Below are 22,452 nucleotides of genomic sequence, written 5' to 3'. Positions count from 1 at the left end.
AGAACGCTGGTCGCGCGCCCAATTGATCTTTTTGAAATCGAGGAAGCAATGGCCACGAAGGCAGGGGCACTGACACAATCACCCACAGGCACTGATCAACAGGAACGCGACGTTGTATTCGACATCTTTCGCCGGTGGGGTTACCTGCAGGCCTCGCTCGATCCGCTCGGCCAGTATCTTCCACCGGAGCCATTTCCTACCCCCGCGCCTGAAGGCGAGTTCGCCGCAGAGGCCCGTGGCTACTACTGTGGAACCGTCGCCGCAGAGTTCATGCATATCCCCAGCCCCGAGCAGCGTCAATGGCTGGAAGAGAAGATGGAGCAGAAGCCTGCGAAGCAGAACCAGGCGCATATCCTCACCCAGCTCATCAAGGCCGATCTCTTCGAGCAGGTCATTCAGTCCCGCTATCTCGGCACGAAGCGTTTCTCGCTCGAAGGACTGACCGCGCTCATTCCCTTCCTCGATCGCATCTTCGAAGTTGGCGCTGGCCTCAACGTAAAGACCGCGATGCTGGCCATGAGCCATCGCGGCCGCCTGAACGTGATGACGAACACCATCGGTCGCGACCCTTCGGAGATCTTCACCAAGTTTGAAGACGTCGATCCGCGCAGCACCATGGGCGGCGGCGACGTGAAGTATCACATGGGCGCAACGGGCGAGTACACATCTCCGGACGGCAAGGTGATCAACCTTCATCTGGCTTCAAACCCAAGCCATCTCGAGGCAGTCAATCCAGTTGTGATGGGCCGCACACGCGCCAAGCAGGAACGTATCGGCGAAGGCGGCAAGAAGCAGGTACTGCCGATCATCGTTCATGGCGACGCAGCATTCTCTGGACAAGGCATCGTTGCTGAGTGTCTGAATATGGCAACGCTCGAGGGCTACGATATCGGCGGAACGATTCATGTGATCGTCAACAACCTGCTCGGCTTTACCGCAATTCCTGAGGAGTCGAACTCAACGCGGTTCTCGACCGATCTTGCGAAGCGGCTTCCGATTCCGATCTTCCACGTAAATGCCGAGGACCCGGACGCGGTTGTGCGCGTTGCGGCGATTGCTATGGAGTATCGCCAGAAGTTCAGCTCCGACATCGTGGTTGACCTGATCGGCTATCGCAAGCATGGCCACAGCGAGGTGGACGATCCAACGGTCACGCAGCCTCGCCGCTACGCGATTATCAAAGACCGCAAGCCGCTGTATCAGCTCTACGCGGAGCAGATTGGTGTGAATCCTGCGAAAGAGGCCGATCAGATCCAGAAGGAGCTGCTCGACGATCAGAAGGCCGCGACCAAGGCCGAGCACAAGCCGAAGCTCTCCGAGCTGCCCGACTACTGGGATCCGTACAAGGGCTGCGAGTTCGATCCTGCGGATGAGGTGACGACCGGCCTTTCGGCCGAGCGCATTAACGAGTTAGTGCAGCAGATCACCTCGTATCCAAAGGACTTTCATATTCACCCCAAGGTGAAGAAACTCTTCGAGCAACGGCAGGAGATGGGCTCGGGCGCGAAGCCGTTCGACTACGGCACGGCAGAGCTGGTTGCGTTTGCTTCGCTGCTCGAGGACGGCACGCTTGTGCGCCTCACCGGGCAGGACTCGCAGCGCGGCACATTCAATCAGCGCCACTCGGTGATGGTGGATACAGAGACGGAGGTTCGCTACTCTCCGCTGTCGCACCTGGCGAAGAAGCAAGGACGCTGGGAGGTTTACAACTCGCCGCTGTCGGAAGCTGCGGTTCTGGGCTTCGAGTACGGCTTTGCGCGCGATTATCCTGAGGCTCTAGTGCTGTGGGAGGCTCAGTTTGGCGACTTCGCGAACGGCGCGCAGATCATCATTGATCAGTTCATCTCAGCGAGCGAGGCGAAATGGGGTCTGCTGTCGGGCGTTGTGATGCTGCTTCCTCATGGTTACGAAGGACAGGGACCTGAGCACTCGAGCGCACGTATCGAGCGCTACCTGCAACTGGCTGCAAATGACAATATGCAGATCTGCCAGCCTTCGACCGCGGCGCAGTATTTCCATCTGCTGCGGCGTCAGGTGATGCGCAGCTGGCGCAAGCCGCTGGTCGTCTTTACGCCGAAGAGCATGCTGCGTCATCCGGATGCTTCATCGCCGGTTGCGGAGTTCGGACGCGATCACTTCCTGAATGTGCTTCCAGACAACGATGTGGTCAATCCTCGCCGCCTGCTGGTTTGCAGCGGCAAAATCGGCCACAATCTGCGCGTGGAGCGCGAAAAGCGCAAGGACAAGAGCGTCGGCATCATCTTCCTGGAGCAGATGTATCCGTGGCCGGAAGCAGAGCTGCAGGCCGCTCTCGATCAGCATCCGGGAGCGGAGGAGATCGTCTGGGTGCAGGAAGAGCCGGCGAACATGGGCGCTCAGTTCTACGTGATGCCTCTGCTGCGGCGTGTGGCTCGTGATCGCGCTGTACTGCGAGTAACGCGCAGCGCGAGCGCAACACCAGCGACCGGTTCGGCAAAGGCGCACGATATCGAAGAGAAGACCCTGATCGATCTGGCGCTGGGAACCGCGGGGGAGCGCTAGTCCCCCCTACCCTTTTTCTGCAAAATATTGATATATAAAGTCTTACCTTTCAATCAAAACTGTAAAATATTGAAGGGTAAGGGTTTAACCATCAAAATATTGATTCCAAAAGAGATGGCCGCCGACAATCTATCGGCGGCCATCCTTTTTTAGAACCTGATTTAAGTGTAGCAAAATGCAGGGGGTTAATGCGCACATTCAAGCCATTGAAAATAATGGCTTTACACGATTTACCTCTTGACAAGGTTTTTGTGGATTTAAACACGCGAGGGGACAGCCGAAGCTATCCCCTCGCAATGCTGGTCGAACCTTGTATGCTCGAAGCCGGTAGAACGTTTTTACAGCGGCTGAACGTCAGAGGCCTGCCACCCCTTCGGTCCCTTCACCACGTTGAACTGAACTGCCTGGCCCTCCTGAAGGCTCTTAAAGCCGCTGGAGTTGATCGCCGAGTAGTGCACGAACACATCCTCGCCGTTCTGACGGCTGATAAAGCCAAAGCCTTTCGCATCATTGAACCACTTAACTGTTCCCTGTTCCATGTTTCTTCCTTGTTTCCAACTAAATGAATTGCCGCTAGATCCAAACGGTGTTCCGTGCAGACGAACGTCTCAGAAAACCAATCTGTTTCAAACGATGTGTGAAGGTTAGCATATTCAGTAAGTTTTTTTGAGAAATCTTTTGATTGCACTGATTTCGGTGCACTCTAACTGGCCGTTTTGTGGTTACGAGGAAGTGTGTGGGAGATGGGAGCGGACGACCTCTTCCGCCCTGGCCAGCACCTGATCCAGCGTGAGCGCGGTGGAGTCGAGAACAATGGCATCGGCAGCGGGTTTGAGGGGAGACTCGGCACGATTGCGATCGCGCTCGTCGCGCTCCTTCATCTCGCGCAGAAGTTTTTCCTGCGCTGCGGCGCGCGCAGCCTGTTCCTCAGCGGAGAGAGTGGCCTGACCACCTTCGTTGGGCTGGGGAGGGAGGGAGACCTGCCGGTAGCGCCGGTCACCGCGAACCTCAGGCGAGGCGTCGAGGAAGATCTTGACCTCGGCGTCGGGGAAGACGGCGGTACCGATGTCGCGGCCTTCCATGACGACTCCGCCGGATGCGCCGAGGGCGCGCTGCTGCTTCACCATCCAGGCACGGAGTTTGGGATGGACGGAGATGCGCGAAGCGGCGGCGGTAACATCGGCGTCGCGTACACGGCGGGAGACGTCGCGATTATCGAGCAGGACACGATTGCCCTCAAGCTGCGGCTCGAGCCGGATGGTGGTGTAGGCGGCAATATCGAGAAGCGGCGCCTCTTCGTCGAAGGAGAGATCGCTTTCGATGGCCTTGAGCGCGAGTGCGCGATACATGGCTCCGGTCTCGAGGTTGAGGAAACCGAAGCGGCGTGCGAGATGGGCCGCCAGCGTGCTTTTCCCTGCGCCGGCAGGTCCGTCGATGGCGATGACGGGACGCTGGCGGCTGGAGGTGTTGGATGAGGGCGTGTTGTTGTGCGGTGCGTCCTGGCTCTGGCTCATGCGCGGCTAATCTTACTCGTCTGGTTAGTAGAGCGTTGCAGGTTTTTCGTGAGGGGTACCTGGTTCTATTCGTCCCGCCGCTTTTTGGGCGGTGCTCCACGCTTGCCGAAGGGCTTGGCGCCACCTTTGAATTTATCGAATGAACCCGAAGCTTTGCGGGGCGGCTTACCGGTTGGCCGGTCACTGCGACCAGTTCCCTTGCCTGCAAACTTTCTTTCGCCGAACGGCTTGCGATCACCCGCAGGCTTGCGGTCGCCAAACGGCTTCTTTTCGCCGAAGGACTTCTTCTCGCCAAAGGATTTCTTGCCTGCGAAGCTGGAACCAGAGGATGCGGTACGTCTTGGCTTATCGGAAAACTCTCGGCGAGGCGAATCTCCGGAGGCGTCATCCCGCTTGAATGGCTTACGGTCGCCGAAGGGCTTTCTCTCGCCAAAGGGTCTGCGGTCGCCGGATGGTTTGCGATCACCGAAGGACTTTCGCTCGCCGAAGGGCTTGCGATCACCAAAAGATTTGCGGTCGCCAAAAGGTTTACGGTCGCCCGACGGTTTGCGGTCACCGAAAGGCTTGCGGCCTTCAAACGATCTCCGCTCTCCAGAGGACTCGCGATCTTCTGTACGCTTGCGGTCGCCGAACGCCTTGCGCTCGCCAAATGGCTTGCGGTCGCCTGCGGGTTTTCTGTCACCGAAGGATTTGCGTTCGCCGAACGACCTCTTCTCACCGAAGGGCTTCTTCTCTCCAAACGGCTTCCTGGCACCGAAGGGCTTATTGCGATCGAAGCTGCGGCGCGGACGCTCTTCGCTGGAGCCCGTTGCAGATTCAGCGGCTTGATCCTGACCAGGAACTTCGGTGCGTGGAGGGCGACGCGGTGAGTCGAACTTGCGGAACGGCGGCCCGCTGCGCTGGCCGCGGTCGAAGCCGCCGCGTGCTTTCTCGGCGAAGCTGCGCGGTTTGCCGGCGCCACGATCGGAACGGAAAGGAGGACGGCGCGCTTCGCGATCAGAATCAGGTCTCCCGGTGCGCTCGGCAGACTCTTCGCTACGACTGCGGTCGCGGCGGTCTTCATCCCATGGCTTGGTGAAGTCGGTACGGCGGTCGCGCTGGAAGGGGCGACGTTCTTTGTCGGAGAAACGGGGGCGGCGGTCAGAGGACTCGCCTGCTGCGAAGTCGCGGCGCGGCTTTTTGAATTCGCGTGCGGCAGGCGCGAACTTTTTGATGCGCTCCTGTTCCTGGGCCGGCTCTGCGCTTGCGGCGACTTCTTCGCCGGAGGCATTTTCTTCTATGACAGGCTGTGGTTCGGCGACGAGCTCGGGGAGCTCGCCTGTGACATAGAGGTGCGACTTGCCGTCGATGACAACGCTTTCAAGCTGGCGTGCGGCGATGAGGGCGCGAACGACTTCGCGGATGCGCGAACGCGAGGCGAGCGGCGAGAGAAAGGTCTCGATCTCTTCTTCGGTGGGAAGGACGGACTGCGCAAGGTAGAGGGAGATGAGTGCGGAGAGAGCGGAGGGCTGGCCTGCGTTGGCTCCGGCCTTGATCTGCTTGGTGTAACGCGTGGCGGTAAGCTCCCAGAGCGTGGGCGAGCCGTCGGATTGCAGGATGGGCAGGACACGGAGGTGCTGCCAGAGTTCGGTGAGCGCGCGAAGAGTGGCAGACTCGGTGACCTCGTTGCCGAGCTCGGAGGCGAGTTCGGCTGCGCTGAGCTGGCCTTTGGCAGCGATGAGGTTGTAGGTGGCGAGCGCGAGTGGAGAGACTTTAGCGGAGCCGCTGGTGGTCGGCGGCTGCTTCCACAGCTTGTCGCCGCGCAGGGTGAAGATGTAGGAGAAGGAGAGCGGGGAGACGATGAAGTCGGGCGTCTCGGTGCCTGCGCCGGTGGGCGAGCCGAGGAGGTGGAGCGGGATGACTCCGGCGTCGGCGATGAGGCGCGCGAGGAGGGTGCGCGGCTGCTCGAGTTCGGGGAGTGTCGGTGCGGGTGTTGCGGCTCCGAGGACAGCTTCGGCGAAGGATGGTGCGGACGCGGGAATCTGTTGCGGGCGCGGCGTATAGAGGACGAGGCCGCAGGTGTTGAGCCAGTCGCGCAGCATGTTGGTGGTGAGGATGGGCTGTGCGTCGTGATGCCAGTGCTTCAAACGCGTGGCGGCGAGCTGGCCGACAGTGGGAGTGCCTGAGTTACTCAAGGTGTTGCCTTTCCTGCGGTGCGGCATACGCGCACGGCGATCCCCAGCCTGGGCCGAGGATGGACGTTTCTAAAACTTCGATGGGGGCTGTGTGCAAGATGAAAGTGAACGCACACAACATGTCTTTTCAAGGATATCAGCAGTGAGGATTGCCTGCGGGAGGTGTGGTGCGATGACGTTACTCGCTGAGTTCATTTGAATCAGCGTCGCTATTTTTAATTAACCATAAGGATCTATTTATCAAGGGCTTACAGAGAAGAAAAACTCAGATGCGCTGGAAGGCTTTTTGAATGTCTTTGAGCGAGTAACGCAGCGCGATGGGGCGGCCGTGGGGGCAGCTGGTGGGATGTTCGGTTTTGGCAAGCTCGGCAAGGAGCCAGTCGATCTTGGAGGGCTCGAGTGGCGTGTTGATTTTGATGGCCGCGTGACAGGCAATGGAGGCGGCGATGCGGTGACGGCGAGCCTCGGCGTTTTCGGCCTGCTGTTCGCGGTCGGGCACGGCGAGAACTTCTTCGAGCATGCGTTCGAGCTCGCGACCTTCGAGGCCGACAGGCGCGGCTTTGATGGCGATGGTCCGCGGGCCGAAGGGTTCGGCCTCGAAGCCGTTACGTTCAAGCTCGCCGGCGAGGCTCGCGAAGGTGATCATCTGTGCGGGCTGCAGGTCGATGAGCAGCGGCATGAGGAGGCGCTGGCGCTGGACCTTCTCTACTTCGCGGTCACGGAGGATTTTTTCGAAGAGGACGCGCTCGTGGGCGACGTGCTGATCGACGATCCAGAGACCTTCATCATTAACGGCGAGGATGAAAGAGTCGCGGAGCTGGCCGAGTGGGCGAAGGTTGGCGAGCTCGTTGAGTGTCTGTGCTTCCCCGTCCGGGGTGAGCGTGGAGTTATCCGAGTAGCCGACTGGGATCGTGGCTCCGTTGAAGGCGAGGCGCTCGGCAGTTAGGAGTTGGCGCTCTGGTTGTAAGGCGAAGGCCTCGCCCGATGCAGCTTGTGCGTCGCCGAAGGTTGCCGCAGGCATCTGCGGATCGAAGACGGGCTGATCCGGGCCGTTCGGCAGCGGACTGACATCGACGAGTAGAGACGCGCTGGCCATCGGTGAGTTGTTGTTGAGGGCATGCAGGAAGTCCGCCGCCGGGCGCGCATGCATCAGCGCGTTGCGCACGGTGTCGCGCACGAAGTCGTGAATGAAGGCTGACTGGCGGAAGCGCACCTCCGTTTTGGCAGGATGCACGTTGACGTCGACCTCCTGTGGCGGCATCTCGAGGAAGAGGAGCACGACGGGATACGACGTCGGCGGAATGATGTTGCGGTAGGCCTCGGTGAGTGCGTGCAGGATGAGGCGGTCGCGGATGAGGCGTCCGTTGACGAAGATGTAGATCGAATTACGGTTGAGCTTCTGCAGCTCGGGCTTGGAGACGAAGCCGGAGATGCGAAGGAAGCCCGGCGCGGGTGGCTCGTAGTCGGGCTCGCGCTTCCAGGGTGGAGGCTCGGGGAGTCCGGCGCGGGCGAAGTCGATCTCTGCCGCGACGGGAATCATGTGCGTGGTGGTGTCGCGTCCGAAGATCTGGAAGAGGCGGTCGCCTGCGTTAGCGGTGATGGGCGCGGTGAGTAATGCCTGCGTTGCCGAATGCAGCTCGAAGTGCCGGTCGGGATTGGCGAGCGCGTAGTGCGTGACGAGCGCGGCGATGTGGGAGAGCTCGGTCTGCTCGGAGCGCAGAAATTTGCGGCGCGCGGGTGTGTTGTAGAAGAGGTCGCGAATGGTGATCGTCGTTCCGACAGGCAGGCCCGCAGGCTCGACGCGCTGGATGTTGCCGCCGTTAATCTCGACGATGGTTCCAGCGTCTTCCTCGGCTGCACGAGTCTCCAACGTGAGGCGCGAGACGGAGGCGATGGAGGGCAGCGCTTCCCCACGAAAGCCGAGGGTGGCGATGGAGAGGAGATCGTCGGAGGTGCGCAGCTTGGAGGTGGCGTGGCGCTCGAAGGCAAGCAGCGCATCGTCGGCCATCATGCCGTGGCCGTTGTCGGCGATGCGGATGAGCTTGCGGCCCCCGGCTTCAACTTCGATGCGGATGCGGGTGGCTCCGGCATCGAGGGAGTTTTCGAGCAGCTCTTTGACGACGGAGGCGGGACGCTCGACGACCTCGCCAGCGGCGATCTGGTTGGCGACCAGATCGGAGAGGATACGAATGCGGCCCATGAAGAGATTGTACGGGTTGAAGAGCAGGCAGAGCTACGCGGCGGAGACGACAGGTGTCTCCGCCGCGTTGTTGCAGTTAGAGAACGCGGCGGACGGGCTGCGTTGCAAGCTTGGAGCGGCGAACATAGAGCAGGCTGCCACCCAACAGCACTGCCGTGCTGAGCAGGATGAAGCTCGAAGGTTCCGGTGTTGAAGCGACGACAACGGTACCGGAGCCTGAGCCGGGCAGATCGCCATCGTTAAGGCCGATAGTTGCATTGAAAGTTCCGTTGACGAGGTTGAGGCTGGGAACCGGCAGATAGAGGCTAACGACGTTGACTCCATCGGGCGAGGAGTTATTGAGATCGGTGTAGAGATCGAAGCCGCCGAGTGTGGGATCGGAATCGATGTAGAAGGCTGCTCCACCGGGCAGAGTTGTGGAAACCACGGTGCCGTTGAGGATGAATTGATAGTAGGAGACGGGGGTGGAGATGTTGTTGTCGGGGACGGGATCGGCCACTCTGAAGACGAACTGCCATGTTGCTCCAGGTGCGCTATAGGAGGTGATGGGTGCGCTGGTGTCCCAGGTTCCGCTGCCAGTGACGATTGAGTCGGCGCTGGCAAATGGTGCGGCGAGCGCAACGATGGCAACAGCCGCGACAGAGAGAAGTTTCTTCAGATGGATTCGCATGGATAGGGTCCTTTTCAGCTTGATCTTGTTATAGAAATCACCCGGCACATGGTTTGATTCATGTGCCAGGGTTGGGCTTAGCGTCGCCCGGAGACGACGAGCACTCCGTTAACGAAATTGAAGGTGTAGTTGGTCGCGGCGAGTGTTCCCTGAGCCGCAGTGATGGCGTAGGCTCCCGCAGGCGAGCTGCTGGTGGCCGTGGTGCTGAGAGCCGCTGAGCCGGAGACGACGCTTGCCGTGTCTCCGTTGACGAAGCCGGTGATGGCGGCGGAGAGCGGCGGTACGGCTGCTCCCTTAGCCATGCTGGCGTTTTGTGCGGTGACGGTGAGCACGGCAGGCGCGACGGTGAAGCTCTGCGTGACCGGCTGCGCTGCGCTGTAGTAGGTGCTGGCTGCAAGTGAAGCCGTAACCGTAACGGTTCCTGCTCCGGTGATGGCCAGCGCCTGTCCCTGCAGCGTCGGCGATCCAACGAGCGTTGCCGGGCCGGTGACGGTATAGGTGACCGGCAGGTTCGATCCTGCGGTCGCCTGCAATTCAATCGGAGCCGTTCCGTAGACTACGTTTTGCACCGGCGGGAAGGTAATGGACTGCGCGGCGGCCTTGACGGTGAGCCGCGAGTAACCTTCGTGCGTGGTGGCTCCGCTGGTTGCAATGTAGCCGATAGGCCACTGTCCACCGGGAGTTGTGGTGGCACTGGTGGTTGCAGCTACGGTCGCGGTTCCTGCGGTGGCTGATGTGATGTTGATGACCTGGGGCGTGAAATTGTAGCCGGTGCCCGCAGGAGCGAGGAAGCTGTCCGCGCTGAGCGAGACGGGGCCAGTAAAGCCATTCGATGGAGTAATGGTGATGGTGTAGCTGCCGGTCGCGCCCGCGTTCACCGTGCTTGTGCCAGAGACCTTGATGGCAAAATCAGGCGCTGTGGTAACGAGCGAGATACCCAAGTTCTGCACATTGGTTCCATCGGTACCGGAGAGCGTGAACAACGTGCTGCCGTTGACGGTGTTGGCGGGAAGCGTGACGGAGAGTGTTGCGCCGCTGCCATTGCTGATCGTCGTTGAACTGAAGGACGAAGTCGAACCGGCAGGCAGGCCGTTCACACTCAGCGTCACAGGGATGGGTGACTGCGTGGTGATGGAGTAGGTTGCGGTTCCTCCCTGCGCAACGGTCTGCGAGTTGGACGCAACGGCAACGATGGTCTGCGGATGCATGTACACCCAGTGCTTGGAGTACAGAATGCCCGCGACCATGTAGGGATTGTTCCAGTAATTGTTGTGATCGGAGGGGCTGGCTCCATAGGCGGCCGGTGCCCAGAAGAGGGTGTTGTATGGAGAGATGAAATAGAACTGCGGATAGAGGTAGTCCTGCGTCGCTTGTCCTGGCGTGACCGGTGGGAGTCCGTTGTCGATGTTGTTCTTGTAGTAGTTGGTCGTCTTGGGATTGGACTGGTTGGACTGGAAGTCGAAGAGAACGTACTCGATGGTGTTGGCGTAGCGCTCCATGTTCTCGAGCGTAGTAGAGGTGAACTGCGGGCCAGCTTCGAAGACGCGTGCGAGGCCCTGCATATCGTAGGAGGCATGGCTGGGGCTTTCACCGGTGATCTGGCCCATCAGATCGCCTTCATTGCCGTATCCCCAGTCGTAAGCAGCCTCGCCTGCGAGCCCGGTTACCGGTACGACGTTGGCGACGAAGGCATCGGCGACGGTTTTGACGACGTTGGTATAGAAGGCCTGCAGCGTGGGGTTATCGCCGAGGATGGCATGGCACTGCGCGAGACGGAGGTAGACGTTGGTGAACAGAAACTGCCGGTTCCATGCGTCCATGTTTTCGCCATAGACGGCCCAGGCGGCGGAGTTCGGCGGAAGAATCTTATAGGTCGTGGGGTTGACGAAGTACTTGGTGAAGTAGTTCTGCGTGGTGTACTCCATCATGCTGATGTAGGTCATGGCGCGCTGCTGGTAGGTCGCACCAAAGCCGTTGGGGTCGCCGTCGGGGACAATCTGATTCCAGATAGAAGGTGTCTGCAGAATGTTGAGCGCGGTGTAGACGACATGTCCTGCGATGTCGCCGTTCTCGGAACCTGCATAGCCGACGCCGGTGCCGGTCTTGGTGAGCCATACGGGATCGACGTTACCGGTCCACATGACCTGTTTTGAGCCCATGGCCTGATCGTTACGAAGGAGGATGACACGATCCGACCAGGTGATGGCAAAGTTCAGAAGCTGCATATGCTCCGTTGCCATGCTGGGGATGTCACCGGTGATGCGGTACATGTAATTGAGCCCTTCAAGCGTGAGGCCGGGCGAGCCGTAGGAGAGATTGTCGTTGCCAATGGAAGTCGCAACGGTCGGCAGAGCTGCATTGCCCGTCCCGCTGTTCAGGAAGCTGATATACGTGTCGACTTCGTTCTGGGTGACCTCGCCGGTGAATGAGTCGACGACAAGGCTGGTTGCCTGAGCCGATGCGTGAGGAGCAAAAACGGCCGCTCCAAAGACAAGAAGAGATAAGCCCACGGTGTGGGCGGCAAAAAAGCGTTTGAGCTTCATCAAGCCTCCTGAATTGAGCCACCGCAGTGGCTGTGCTTCTAACGACGTGTTGGGACCTTCGCCTGAACGGATAACAACAAAAGTCTCCTATCAGGTTTGATCTCTATCTGTTGGTGCATTCTCGGACTGAAGCACCATTGCAGAGATGGCGATCAACTGTCAATGAAAATTTCATTTTGCATAAGAAAATGAATGTCATCGATAACAGGAACGGCAAGGCTGCCGAATTTATGCATCCAACTCTGTGTGAGAGGTATCCATCGATGATCCGCAAACTGAAGACAGGCGAGTTCAGGATTTATTCCCGGCATGTCGACCCAAGGACGGGAAAGCGAAGAAATCTTGGGACATTTGCGACTCGGGAGCAGGCCGTTCAGCATGAGAGGCAGATCCAGTGATCCGCAAACTGAAGACAGGCGAGTTCAGGATTTATTCCCGGCATGTCGACCCAAGGACGGGAAAGCGAAGAAATCTTGGGACATTTGCGACTCGGGAGCAGGCCGTTCAGCATGAGAGGCAGATCCAGTACTTCAAGCGTCACTAAGTCTGCGCGCGGGGAAATGGCTATACCACTTCCTCTCCACGTGTCATAACCACGCCTGTTGCCTCTCTCTATTGATACATAAGAATGAATGTTTTCCGTGATCTTCATTCTTTAGTGGTCAAACCTCTCTCGGATTCTGTACACTTTCGACGCTAAGTGAAGCGTCCGCGTTCTGGTGCTGTTATGCGTGCTTTGGTGCCCGACAGAGGCGATGGACTGTCTTCCTGAGCGCATACGTTTTGTCCTAAAGGAGCAGGAAGATGGCATTGGAGCAGACGAGCCGGCGTGAGTTCGTGAAGATGGGAGCCGCGGTTGCAGGCACTGTCGCGACGTGGAGCGCCACCAGCTATGCAAAAATCGTGGGCGCGAACGATCGCGTTCGTACGGCCGTGGTGGGTTGCGGCGACCGCATGAAGGGCGCGCTGATTCCCTCCTTTCTGCAGCACTCGAAGGAGATGAACTTCGAGTTTGTCGCCATCTCAGATCTTTGGAGCAAGCGTCGCGAAGACGGCGTTGCCTATATTCAGAAGCACGGCGGCCCGAAGGTCGATACGGTACGCAATAACGACGAGCTCTATGCGCGCAAGGATGTCGATGCCGTGTTGATCGCAACCGCTGACTTCCAGCATGCCAAGCATGGAGTGGAGGCGGTGAAGGCCGGACGTGATGCGTATGTGGAGAAGCCGCTGGCGCATACGATGAAGGATGCGCTGGCGATTCGCAATACGGTGCATGCGAACAAGCAGATTGTGCAGATCGGCACGCAGCGCCGTTCGACGCCGAGCTACATGAAGGCGTACGACTACATCAAGAGCGGCCAGTTCGGCGACATCAATATGGTGGAGATGACGTGGAACGTAAACCAGCCCGGACGCTGGCGCAGGCCGGATGTGGTGCCTCTGCTGAAAGAACAGGACACGGATTGGAAGCGTTATCTGATGGACCAGCCATATGAGCCGTTCGATGCCAGGAAGTATCTTGAGTTCCGCCTCTTCTGGCCATATTCGTCGGGCATTCCCGATCAGTGGCTGGTGCACCAGATCGACACGGTTCACTGGTTCTCGGGCTATCCGAATCCGCGCAGCGTCGTTGCCAACGGTGGCATCTACCAGTGGCATGATGGACGCAAGAACTGGGACACGCTGACGGCGGTCTTCGACTATGGCCCAGAGGATGATTTGAGCAAAGGTTTCCAGGTGCTGTACTCGTCGCGGCAGACGAATTCGGCAGGCGGCGTGAAGGAGATCTACTACTCGAACGGCGGCTCGCTGGATATGGATAAGCAGGTGGTGAACTCCACCGGCGGATTGACGGCGAAGGCGGCGGCTGAGATGGGCATGAAGGCAAATCTGCTGGGCTCGTTCTCACTCGGGCAGGCGGAGGAGGTTTCGACCGCAGCCAATACTGGTGCAGATAACCAGACCTCGGCCAATATGCGGAACTGGATGGAATGCGTGCGGTCGCGCAAGCAGCCGAATGCAAACGTCGATGCGGGCTATAGCCACTCGGTCGCGCTATGCATGTGCATTGCTGCGATGCAAAGCGGGCAGAAGATCACGTTCAACCAGAAGACGCAGCAGATTCTGGCCGGAGGCAAGGTGTATGCATAAGCTGCTTCTGGGCTCTGTGCTGGTGATGAGCGGCTTGCAGATGGCAACGGCGGCTTCGAGAGTAGAGGTCAAAACAGACGAGGCGAAGCAGCGCGTCGATGTCACGATCGACGGCAAGCTTTTCACCGCTTATGTGTGGCCGAACACGCTCAAGAAGCCGGTATTGTTTCCGTTGGTTGCAGCCGATGGCGTTACGGTGACGCGCGGATATCCCCTGGCTCCGCGCGATACCGAACGCGTCGATCATCCGCATCATGCGGGGCTGTGGTTTAACTATGGCAACGCAAACGGCTTCGACTTCTGGAACAACTCGGACGCGATCAAGGAAGACCAGCGACCGAAGATGGGGACGATCCACCAGGAAAAGATCGTCTCCGCAAAGAGCGGAGCCAAAGGCGAGCTGGTGACGGACTCGGTGTGGGAGACGGGCGCAGGACAGAAGATTCTGAACCAGCGGACGAAGTATGTCTTCTGGCAGATGGGCGATGCGCGCACGATCGATATGACCGTGACACTGACTGCTCTCGACAAGGTTGTCTTTCACGATGACAAGGAAGGCGTACTGGGCATTCGTGTGGCACACTTCCTCGAATCACCGACGGAGAAGGGTGGCACCTTCGCCGATGCCAGTGGACGCCCAACGAAGGTGGAAGGCAATACGGCTGGAGCGACGGGTGTCTACCTGACCAGCCAAGGCGTGCAGGGCGATGCAGTGTGGTCCACACGCGGCAAGTGGTGCAAGCTGACCGGCACCACGCCAGATGGGCACACGGAGACGATTGCCATCCTCGACCATACGGAGAATCCGAACTATCCGACGTACTGGCATGCGCGTGGCTATGGATTGTTTGCGGCGAACCCGCTGGGGCAGAAGATCTTCGATTCAAAGCAGCCGCAGCTGGATTACACGGTGGAGAAAGGTAAGTCGGTCACCTTCCACTATCGCGTCGTCATCTCGTCGCATGACGTCACAGCCGATGAGATGAATAAAGCATCCGCCGCATTTGAAGCACAGGCGAAGTAACCGTATTCACACGCAAATCCGCAGCTGACAGGAAAGCCGCCTCGATCTCCTGAGGCGGCTTTTTGTTGGGTGAGACGATCACAGCTAGGGCTTCTTTGCAGCCTTCTTCTTTGCCGGTTTCTTTGCACCGTTGGTCTTCGCAGCCTTGCCCGGAATGTCGGCATCGCGATCACCGATCATATGCAGGCGCATGAAGTTGGTGGCGCCAGAGCGAGTACGGGTTCCGGCGACGATGCCGACGATCTGCCTGTCCTGCACGCGACCATGCGTTTCCAGCATGTCCTCGGCCATGTTCACGAGCGAGTCCGTATCGTGGAAGCGGCCGCAGAGCAGAGGATACGTGCCCCACAACAACATGCAGCGATTGATGACATGCGGGAAGGGCGAGAGCGCGTAGATCGGCGGGTCGGGGCGGTACTTCGACAGTAGGCGCGCGGTAGCACCGCTCTCGGTAAAGATGGCGATGGCTGCAAGATCGAGATCTTCTGCCGAGTGCGCCATGCACTCGCAGATGGTCTCGGCCACGGAAAGCTGGATGCCGCGCGGATGGCGAATGGACGGAGGATCGATGCGAATCTGCTCCTCTGTCTCGGCAACGATCTTTGCCATCATGGCGACGGCTTCGACGGGATACTTGCCTGCGGCGCTTTCGGCAGAGAGCATGACGGCATCCGTTCCGTCGTAGACGGCGTTGGCAACGTCGGAGGCCTCAGCGCGCGTCGGCCGCGGATTTTCAATCATCGACTCAAGCATCTGGGTCGCAGTGATCACCGGCTTGCGGTACTCCGAAGCACGGCGAATGATGTGTTTCTGGATTGCAGGCACTTTTTCCGGCGGCACCTCGACGCCAAGGTCGCCACGGGCAACCATAATGGCATCGGTGATCTCAAGGATGGAGTCGAGATGCTCGACTGCCTGCGGCTTCTCGAGCTTGGCGACGATCCATGCGTCCGAGTTAAGCGCCGCCAGACGGTTCTTGACGTGGCGAATATCATCGGCAGTCCGGTCTTCTTCGTCCTTCGCGGTCAGCGACGGTACTTTGACCGGAATACCGGGAAGATTGATCTTCGTCCTTCGCGGTCAGCGACGGTACTTTGACCGGAATACCGGGAAGATTGATGCCTTTATTTTCCCCGAGCATGCCTCCATTGATGATCTTGCAGACAACATCGCCGCCCTTGACCTGCTCGACGCTTAGCTCGATGAGGCCGTCGGAGAGCAGAATGCGCGAGCCGGGCTCAAGGTTCTCAGCCAGTGTCGTGAAAGTAGTGCCTACCATGGAAGCGGTACCGGCGATCTCGCGTGGAGTGATAATGAGCTGCTTACCCGCCACCAGTTGAACAGGCTTGTGATCCTTCAGCTTGCCGGTACGAATCTTGGGGCCTTGCAGGTCGGCGAGGATGCAGATAGGCTTCCCTTCCTCTTTCGAGACCTGACGGACCATACGAATCAGTTCGGCCTTCTGTGCGTGCGTTCCATGCGAGAAGTTCAGACGGGCCACATCGAGTCCCGCTCGTACGAGCTGGCGAAAGACATCCACGGAGCTCGATGCCGGACCAAGAGTGCCAACGATCTTAGCGCGGCGTGGACGTCCACTTGCGCCGGAGATGGTGTCAAGAAAAACAGGTTTCACTGAGGTCGCCATACGATTGCTGCTGAGTTCCCTTTCAAAGCATCACAGGGGAAGATGTTCCACCGCTCTGTCCACTGATTTTTGTGTCCGTTGGTCATTCTAACCGCGCAAGGCTACAAGAACCTAAATCGCTTCAGAAGAGTTCTCCGGGGAATCCGGATAAGTTCCGTGCAGGTGGAACTGCGAGTTGAATTCCGCTCCGAAGAAGACGCTGAGGGAGACAATAAACAACCAGAAAAGAAGTGCTATGCCTGCTCCGAGCGAGCCGTAGACCTGGGAGTAGTTCGCAAATCGAGTAACGTACCAGCCAAAGATCAGTGTGGTCACAAACCACATGATGGTCGCGGCAACTGCTCCCGGGAGCACTCGACGCCAGGGCTGCCGTATCGGCGTACCCATGTGGTAGATCAGCGCCATCAGTCCTATTGATCCAGCCAACGCCACCAGCCAACGCGCAACCGACGCAATGATGTAGACCTCCGTGCGCATCGTCGGAATGACGTGATGCACGAGCCATGTCGTAAAGACATGGCCAAAGACAACCATCAGGCTGGCAATACTGAGCGGAACCAGAGAGAGCGGAACCAGAGCAAAGGCCCGGCAGCGGCGGCTCCAGAAAGTCCAGCAATCATCTGGAAGACCGTGGGCGCGTCGTATGCCTTCCATATACGTTGTGATGACCGTCGATGCCCCGCTAATAGAGACCAGGAAGGCAACGATCAGAGCCTGCGTGGATTTGGATCGGTGGTTATCGAAGTACCCCTCAAGCATGGGCACGACATCCGGCGGAAGAACTCTATCGAAAAAAGCGCCTAACTGGCCGCGAACGGGCGCGGTATCAGGCAACAGCGCAATAATGGCCGCGGCGACGATTAATGCGGGAAAAAGAGCGATGATGGCTGAATACGCTGCCGACTGCGCCAGATTGACAATGTCGTGGTCTGCCGAGCTTACGACAGCGCGGTGCAGAATCACGTGTGTGCGAAGCAGCCGTCTCACAGATGAAGTCAGATTCTCCCAAGGGTTCTGTCCGACAGCATACACGTTGACGTGAGGTCGATCAGGCCTTCCAACGATTCAAAAAGTCCGTGACATCACTGGACTTCATCTCTCGCATGTTCTCGAACTCTTTGTTCTCCTGCGAATAGAGCAGCCTGCCATTAGCATCGAGCACAGCAAGCGCAGGTACACCCTTCTTAATGGGGACCTTGTACTTCGTCGCGATATCCACGTTGTGGTCGAAACGGCCTATATCGACATGCACAACAACGAAGTGCTTATCGAGCAGCTGTGCATTCGGGCTCTGATGCATGTAGATGTCGAGCACCTGGCAGTCACCGCACCAATCGCCGCCAAAGTCGAGGATGACGCGCTTCTTCTCTGCTCTTGCCTTTTTGAGCGCGGCGGCGATATCTGCCTTCGGATCGGCCTCCGCTGAATAGAGGTGCTTCTTCACAAATGGAGGCGCCATCTGCGCGCCGGCGCCAGCCGGTGCAATCAACAGAGCAAGAACCGCCGCCGTCAAAACATTCCGCGATATTGCGTACATGCGATATCCACCTTTACGCGCTTAAAAATACATCCATCTAATAAGATGCATCAGCACGGCGGTGGTCACAAGAGCACTTTACAAAGACCCGCCTCCTACTGCCCGGCGTAATAACCGTCGCGGGTCTGCACGCGCAGGTCCTTCTGGCGGGTGCTCAGATCGATCTGGTGATAGCCGTCCGTCGAGGTTGTCGCATCGGGCGTGTATCCCAACCGATACTGAGCGTGCAGCTCCTCGGCGATCTGGTCGTAAATCTGGGCCACGGTCTCGCATCGGGCGTGTATCCCAACCGATACTGAGCGTGCAGCTCCTCGGCGATCTGGTCGTAAATCTGGGCCACGGTCTGTTTTTTGCTGACTTCGAACAGCCGTCCGCCGGTCTCCTGCGTCATGCGCTCCAGAATCTTCTTGCCATCGACATGGCTGGTACCCCCGCCACCACCGCGGCCACCACCCTGCCCGCCGCCGCCGGGATAACCGCCGCCATGTCCTCCGGGATAGCCTCCTCCGCCGCCGGGGAATCGTCCACCACCACCCGGGAATCCGCCGCCACCACGTGAGCGGTCATCCCATTGTCCGCTCTGCTCCTTCCCCTTGAAATAAATAGCGTAGAGGATCGTGTCGGCACGCTGCGCAGCCTCGATCGACTTCACCAGCGTCTCCTTGCTGCCGCTATCCACACCATCCGAGAGAATGATGAGGGCCTTCCTGCCTTTCTGCTTGCTCATCAGTTCGTCGGAGGCAAGAAAGGTCGCATCGTAGAGGGCCGTACCGCCTCCATGTCCGCCCCGACGCCCTCTCCGGCCACTTCCACTGCCAGAATCGCTGGTCTGATCCGATGAATTGTCCGAGGGAGCGTTCGGACTGGGAGTATCCACTTCCTTCAACGCAGCCTGCAGCTTGGCTCTGGAGTTCGTCAAATCCTGCAGCAACTCCGTCTGGCGGGCAAACTGGATAACGAACGCCTGGTCCTTGCCCGTCTTCAGCATCTGGTCGAGAAAGGTTCCGCTGGCAGCACGTTCCTCGTCAATCGCATCGCGCTGGCTGAAGCTGGTATCGATCAGCAGTCCCAGCGTCAGAGGAAGGTTCGCATCGATGTCGAAGTAACGGATCGTCTGCGGATGTCCATCGACCTGGAGCACGAAGTCTTCTTTGGTCAGGTTATGAACAAGTGCGCCTTTCTTATCCCTGACGACGACGGGCATATTTACAAGTCGGGCATCGACGGAGATGGTTGGTGTAGGCGAGCCGGAGGCCGGGGGCGATGCCGCTGGGGTTTGAGCTGCGGCCAGGCCAGCAAAGACCAGGAGAACTCCAAAGTAACGACCAAAAGGCGCATATCGAGCAGCGCAGATTCGCAACATATCGGTATAGACGACGATCGTTGCGCCAAGGTTCAAGTTAACGAAACCCTGCTTTTGTAACATCCAAAATTTCTACAGGCACCCATAAGTCTATAGACCTTCGTTCTTACGCCTCTCCTTGCGTTTCGTGGGAGGATAGAAGTGCTTCATAAAAGGCCAGTTGACTCAAACGGGTAAATACAGAAGAACGATTTTGATAAGAAGATTTCTTTGAAAACGAAAGTCGGAATGCTACGGTGCAAACAGAAACACCAAATGCAGCATCAGAATCAGAGAAAAGATAAGGAATGGGTTCTGATAGCGGTACACTTCTTCAGTTGAGATAACTTCTTTGAGGGCTTGGGTGCTCGATTCCCCACGACCGTGGATGTGGAAGGCTGGTCTGTCAGTGGCGCTTGTGGGTCTGGCGCTGACAGCGTCCTGGAGCCTCGTCCGCGGAACGCGTCTGGATGCGCTCATCATCACCGCGACCATCTGCGCGGGCGCCGCAATCGTTTTTTGGACCATTGAACGCGAGCGAGAGCGCAAGGCTGCTCATAAAGGTGTCGAAGATGCCGAATCGAAGTTCCTGGCAGCCGCGGAAGCCAGCCTGGATACTTTTTCCATCCTTGAAGCTGTCCGCGATCCGAACGGACGCATCACCGACTTTCGCTTCCAATATGTTAACGCCAATGCGGAAAAACTAACCGGGCGTCCGCGCGCGGAACTGCTTCAGCATAGCCTCTGCGACGCCATGCCCATCCTGAAGGCCGGGCCAATGTTTGACCGCTGCTGTCAGGTCGTTGAGACGGGAGTTCCCTTCAGCAAAGAGCTTCAGGTACCGGAAGGAAACCTACTCAAAGCCCCGTGGATTCGAGTGCAGGTAGTTCGCCTGTCGGATGGACTCGCCGTTACTGTAAGCGACATCAGCGAATCCAAGGCAACGCATCAGCGATACGAGCACCTGGTCGAATTTACCGATTCTGTCATCCAGAACGCCCCCTTCAGCATCATCGCTACCGACGTGAGCGGCACGATTACCGAGATGAATCTCGCCGCCGAAAAACTGACCGGCTATACACGTGAAGAGCTCATCGGCAAAGCGCCGTTGACAATTCTGCATGACGAGCGAGAACTGGCGGCGAAGGCCGGCGATGCTCTCGATATTGCCGACAGTATGGATCGCATCGGCTTTGAAGTTCTTTCCGCCGGTGCGGCAGCGGGTGAGATCGAAGAAAAAGAGTGGACCCTGGTCAAGCGCGATGGAAGCAAAATCCCCATCAATCTCGCAATGCGCGCTGTACGATCTGAAGCTGGCGAAGTGAGCGGATTTGTCGGCATCTCATTCGACATTACGGAACGCAGGCAGATGCTGCAGTACGTCACACATCTGGCAACCCACGACCAGCTGACCGGGTTGTTGGGCCGTGCTCTGTTGCGCGATAAGACCGTTGAAGCTGTCGAGCGAGCACGCAGATACGGCACCAAGGTTGCGCTCTTTGTCATCGATCTGGATCAGTTCAAGCGCATCAACGACTCGCTCGGCCATACTTCCGGCGATCAGATTCTCATTGAAGCAGCCAATCGCCTGCGGCGTTCCGTGCGCAGTACTGATATTGTGGCCCGCGTTGGAGGCGATGAGTTCGTCGTGGTGATGACTGACATCACCAGCCTTGCCGACGTTGATTTGTGCGCTGTCAATCTGGTGAGCAAGTTTGCGCCGGAGATCGACATCGACAATCACCTGGTGAACGTCACCGCCAGCATCGGCGTCTGCGTCTATCCAGACTTTGCATCCGACGCGAAGCATCTGTTGAAGCGTGCCGACTCCGCGATGTATGCGGCGAAAGAGAATGGACGCAACCAGCATCAGATCTTCAGCGAAGACATGCTCAAAGAGACAGCCGACCGGCTGATGATGGAGCATGCTCTTCGCCATGCCCTTGCGAACGGTGAGTTATCGCTTCACTATCAGCCGCAGCTCTCGCTGACGACCGGCATGATTACAGGCATGGAGGCGCTGCTTCGCTGGAAGCATCCGCGACTGGGCAATGTACCTCCTGCACAGTTCATCCCCCTGGCAGAAGAGACAGGCCTGATTGTTCCCATCGGCGAATGGGCCTTTATGACCGCATGCCGCGAAGGCAAGGCGCTACAGGATGAAGCTGGATCCGATCTCACTGTCTCCGTCAATCTCTCGCCACGTCAGCTGCAGCAACGCAATTTAGTGGATGTGATCGCGCACGCACTCGCCAGCAGCGGACTTGCTGCGCGCAACCTTGAGATTGAGATCACAGAGAACATGCTGATGGTGAACTCCGACGGCAATCTTGAGAAGCTGCAAAAGATTCGTGAGCTCGGCGCACGCATCTCCATCGACGATTTTGGCACCGGCTTCTGCAGCTTCTCCTACCTGCTGCAATATCAGGTCGACCGACTGAAGATTGATAAAAGCTTCGTCAAGCAGGCTGGAACCGACCCGAACGCTGCCGCCGTTGTTCGAACCATCATTGCCATGTCTCATGGCCTGGCGATCCGGGTTGTTGCTGAGGGAGTCGAAACCGAAGAGCAGCTGCGCTTCCTGATGCGCCGTAAATGCGATGAAGCACAGGGAAACTATATTGGCCTCCCTGTGCCTGCCTACGAGTTCACCGACTCGATCCGCGATTGTAATGTGGTGGGTGCTCTACAAACTTCCGATTCTGGACGTTACACCATCTGACGCTGTTTGATGAAGTGATAGATACCCAGCAGGATGACTGCGCCCAGCAACGACATGATGAACCCGGCTGATTGTCCTTCCTGATAGTGTCCTACCAGGCGGCCGAGGAAGGTTCCGACGAAGGATCCGGCAATGCCCAGGACCATCGTAATAAGAATGCCGCCAGGATCTTTACCCGGCATGATCAATTTAGCGAGCGCACCAACAACGAGACCGATCAGGGCTGTCCACAACAGACTCAACATAAAGGTCCTCCATGCTTCAGATTGTGTCCGGATTTCTCCGGACGATTCGCAAGTGCAGATAAGCATACCGGCGAACGCGCAAAATGGAATAGTAAATTCGCACCCGGCTTGCATATTTGCCCCCTACCTATAAGCCGAGGC

At 58.2% G+C, this 22,452-nt stretch carries 16 protein-coding genes; 4 read left to right on the top strand and 12 right to left on the bottom strand.

Annotated features, from left to right (window positions below; genetic code table 11):
• Nucleotides 1-48: 48 nt before the first annotated feature.
• A complete protein-coding gene (locus KFE13_RS17155; protein WP_260704814.1) occupies nt 49-2,541 on the top strand; it encodes a 2-oxoglutarate dehydrogenase E1 component in 2,493 nt (830 codons plus the stop codon).
• A gap of 338 nt (nt 2,542-2,879) precedes the next feature.
• Here KFE13_RS17155 and KFE13_RS17150 read toward each other — a convergent pair whose 3' ends face one another.
• From KFE13_RS17150 to KFE13_RS17125, 6 genes are all read right to left on the bottom strand, one after another.
• Nucleotides 2,880-3,080 carry a cold-shock protein gene (locus KFE13_RS17150; RefSeq protein ID WP_022845525.1) on the bottom strand — a complete coding sequence of 67 codons (201 nt, stop codon included), beginning with the start codon at nt 3,078-3,080 and terminating at the stop codon, nt 2,880-2,882.
• A 183-nt stretch (nt 3,081-3,263) separates the two neighbouring features.
• Nucleotides 3,264-4,055, bottom strand: coding sequence for a (d)CMP kinase (cmk, locus tag KFE13_RS17145; RefSeq protein ID WP_260704813.1), 792 nt, complete (start codon nt 4,053-4,055; stop codon nt 3,264-3,266).
• Between the two features lie 65 nt (nt 4,056-4,120).
• On the bottom strand, nt 4,121-6,229 hold the full coding sequence (locus KFE13_RS17140; protein WP_260704812.1) for a hypothetical protein: 2,109 nt from the start codon (nt 6,227-6,229) through the stop codon (nt 4,121-4,123).
• Between the two features lie 265 nt (nt 6,230-6,494).
• Complete coding sequence (gene mutL, locus KFE13_RS17135) at nt 6,495-8,429, bottom strand: DNA mismatch repair endonuclease MutL (protein ID WP_260704811.1); 1,935 nt, start codon at nt 8,427-8,429, stop codon at nt 6,495-6,497.
• A gap of 76 nt (nt 8,430-8,505) precedes the next feature.
• Nucleotides 8,506-9,099 (bottom strand): hypothetical protein, encoded by a 594-nt coding sequence (locus tag KFE13_RS17130; RefSeq protein WP_260704810.1) that lies wholly within the window; start codon nt 9,097-9,099, stop codon nt 8,506-8,508.
• A gap of 77 nt (nt 9,100-9,176) precedes the next feature.
• Nucleotides 9,177-11,642 (bottom strand): MBG domain-containing protein, encoded by a 2,466-nt coding sequence (locus KFE13_RS17125; RefSeq protein ID WP_260704809.1) that lies wholly within the window; start codon nt 11,640-11,642, stop codon nt 9,177-9,179.
• An 804-nt stretch (nt 11,643-12,446) separates the two neighbouring features.
• On the opposite strand from KFE13_RS17125, the gene KFE13_RS17120 reads away from it, so the two are divergent.
• Nucleotides 12,447-13,796, top strand: coding sequence for a Gfo/Idh/MocA family protein (locus KFE13_RS17120; protein WP_260704808.1), 1,350 nt, complete (start codon nt 12,447-12,449; stop codon nt 13,794-13,796).
• Entirely contained in the window at nt 13,789-14,820 is a 1,032-nt protein-coding gene (locus KFE13_RS17115) for a DUF6807 domain-containing protein (RefSeq protein WP_260704807.1), read from the top strand. Before KFE13_RS17120 ends, KFE13_RS17115 begins: the two co-directional genes overlap by 8 nt.
• 84 nt (nt 14,821-14,904) lie before the next feature.
• Here the strand turns inward: KFE13_RS17115 and pyk are convergent, their stop codons facing one another.
• The 5 genes from pyk to KFE13_RS17090 form a co-directional block, all read right to left on the bottom strand.
• Nucleotides 14,905-15,849: a pyruvate kinase gene (gene pyk / locus KFE13_RS17110; protein WP_260706990.1), complete on the bottom strand. Its 945-nt coding sequence runs from the start codon at nt 15,847-15,849 to the stop codon at nt 14,905-14,907.
• On the bottom strand, nt 15,812-16,465 hold the full coding sequence (locus tag KFE13_RS17105) for a pyruvate kinase (RefSeq protein WP_260704806.1): 654 nt from the start codon (nt 16,463-16,465) through the stop codon (nt 15,812-15,814). Before KFE13_RS17105 ends, pyk begins: the two co-directional genes overlap by 38 nt.
• 111 nt (nt 16,466-16,576) lie before the next feature.
• Nucleotides 16,577-17,452: a YihY/virulence factor BrkB family protein gene (locus KFE13_RS17100; RefSeq protein ID WP_260704805.1), complete on the bottom strand. Its 876-nt coding sequence runs from the start codon at nt 17,450-17,452 to the stop codon at nt 16,577-16,579.
• 61 nt (nt 17,453-17,513) lie between these two features.
• Nucleotides 17,514-18,002, bottom strand: a complete 489-nt coding sequence (locus tag KFE13_RS17095; RefSeq protein WP_260704804.1) for a thioredoxin family protein — start codon at nt 18,000-18,002, stop codon at nt 17,514-17,516.
• A gap of 154 nt (nt 18,003-18,156) precedes the next feature.
• Nucleotides 18,157-19,401 carry a VWA domain-containing protein gene (locus tag KFE13_RS17090; RefSeq protein WP_260704803.1) on the bottom strand — a complete coding sequence of 415 codons (1,245 nt, stop codon included), beginning with the start codon at nt 19,399-19,401 and terminating at the stop codon, nt 18,157-18,159.
• Nucleotides 19,402-19,708: 307 nt separating this feature from the next.
• On the opposite strand from KFE13_RS17090, the gene KFE13_RS17085 reads away from it, so the two are divergent.
• Nucleotides 19,709-22,066, top strand: coding sequence for a sensor domain-containing protein (locus KFE13_RS17085; protein ID WP_260704802.1), 2,358 nt, complete (start codon nt 19,709-19,711; stop codon nt 22,064-22,066).
• On the opposite strand, the gene KFE13_RS17080 is transcribed toward KFE13_RS17085, so the two are convergent.
• Nucleotides 22,054-22,311 (bottom strand): GlsB/YeaQ/YmgE family stress response membrane protein, encoded by a 258-nt coding sequence (locus tag KFE13_RS17080; protein ID WP_260704801.1) that lies wholly within the window; start codon nt 22,309-22,311, stop codon nt 22,054-22,056. The genes KFE13_RS17085 and KFE13_RS17080 overlap by 13 nt on opposite strands.
• Nucleotides 22,312-22,452 lie beyond the last annotated feature (141 nt).

This window comes from Edaphobacter flagellatus (assembly GCF_025264665.1).
In the GTDB taxonomy this organism is placed as follows: domain Bacteria; phylum Acidobacteriota; class Terriglobia; order Terriglobales; family Acidobacteriaceae; genus Edaphobacter; species Edaphobacter flagellatus.
Note: the sequence above shows the minus strand (reverse complement) of the source record. Positions and strands in the feature narration are given on the sequence as shown.

Excerpts from the sequence above, each read along its gene's own strand:
- KFE13_RS17155 (WP_260704814.1), top strand. The coding sequence starts at position 49 with ATGGCCACGAAGGCAGGGGCACTGACACAATCACCCACAGGCACTGAT.
- KFE13_RS17095 (WP_260704804.1), bottom strand. The coding sequence starts at position 18,002 with ATGTACGCAATATCGCGGAATGTTTTGACGGCGGCGGTTCTTGCTCTG.
- KFE13_RS17120 (WP_260704808.1), top strand. The coding sequence starts at position 12,447 with ATGGCATTGGAGCAGACGAGCCGGCGTGAGTTCGTGAAGATGGGAGCC.
- KFE13_RS17115 (WP_260704807.1), top strand. The coding sequence starts at position 13,789 with ATGCATAAGCTGCTTCTGGGCTCTGTGCTGGTGATGAGCGGCTTGCAG.
- KFE13_RS17150 (WP_022845525.1), bottom strand. The coding sequence starts at position 3,080 with ATGGAACAGGGAACAGTTAAGTGGTTCAATGATGCGAAAGGCTTTGGC.
- KFE13_RS17130 (WP_260704810.1), bottom strand. The coding sequence starts at position 9,099 with ATGCGAATCCATCTGAAGAAACTTCTCTCTGTCGCGGCTGTTGCCATC.
- KFE13_RS17080 (WP_260704801.1), bottom strand. The coding sequence starts at position 22,311 with ATGTTGAGTCTGTTGTGGACAGCCCTGATCGGTCTCGTTGTTGGTGCG.
- mutL (WP_260704811.1), bottom strand. The coding sequence starts at position 8,429 with ATGGGCCGCATTCGTATCCTCTCCGATCTGGTCGCCAACCAGATCGCC.
- KFE13_RS17125 (WP_260704809.1), bottom strand. The coding sequence starts at position 11,642 with ATGAAGCTCAAACGCTTTTTTGCCGCCCACACCGTGGGCTTATCTCTT.
- cmk (WP_260704813.1), bottom strand. The coding sequence starts at position 4,055 with ATGAGCCAGAGCCAGGACGCACCGCACAACAACACGCCCTCATCCAAC.
- KFE13_RS17105 (WP_260704806.1), bottom strand. The coding sequence starts at position 16,465 with ATGGCGACCTCAGTGAAACCTGTTTTTCTTGACACCATCTCCGGCGCA.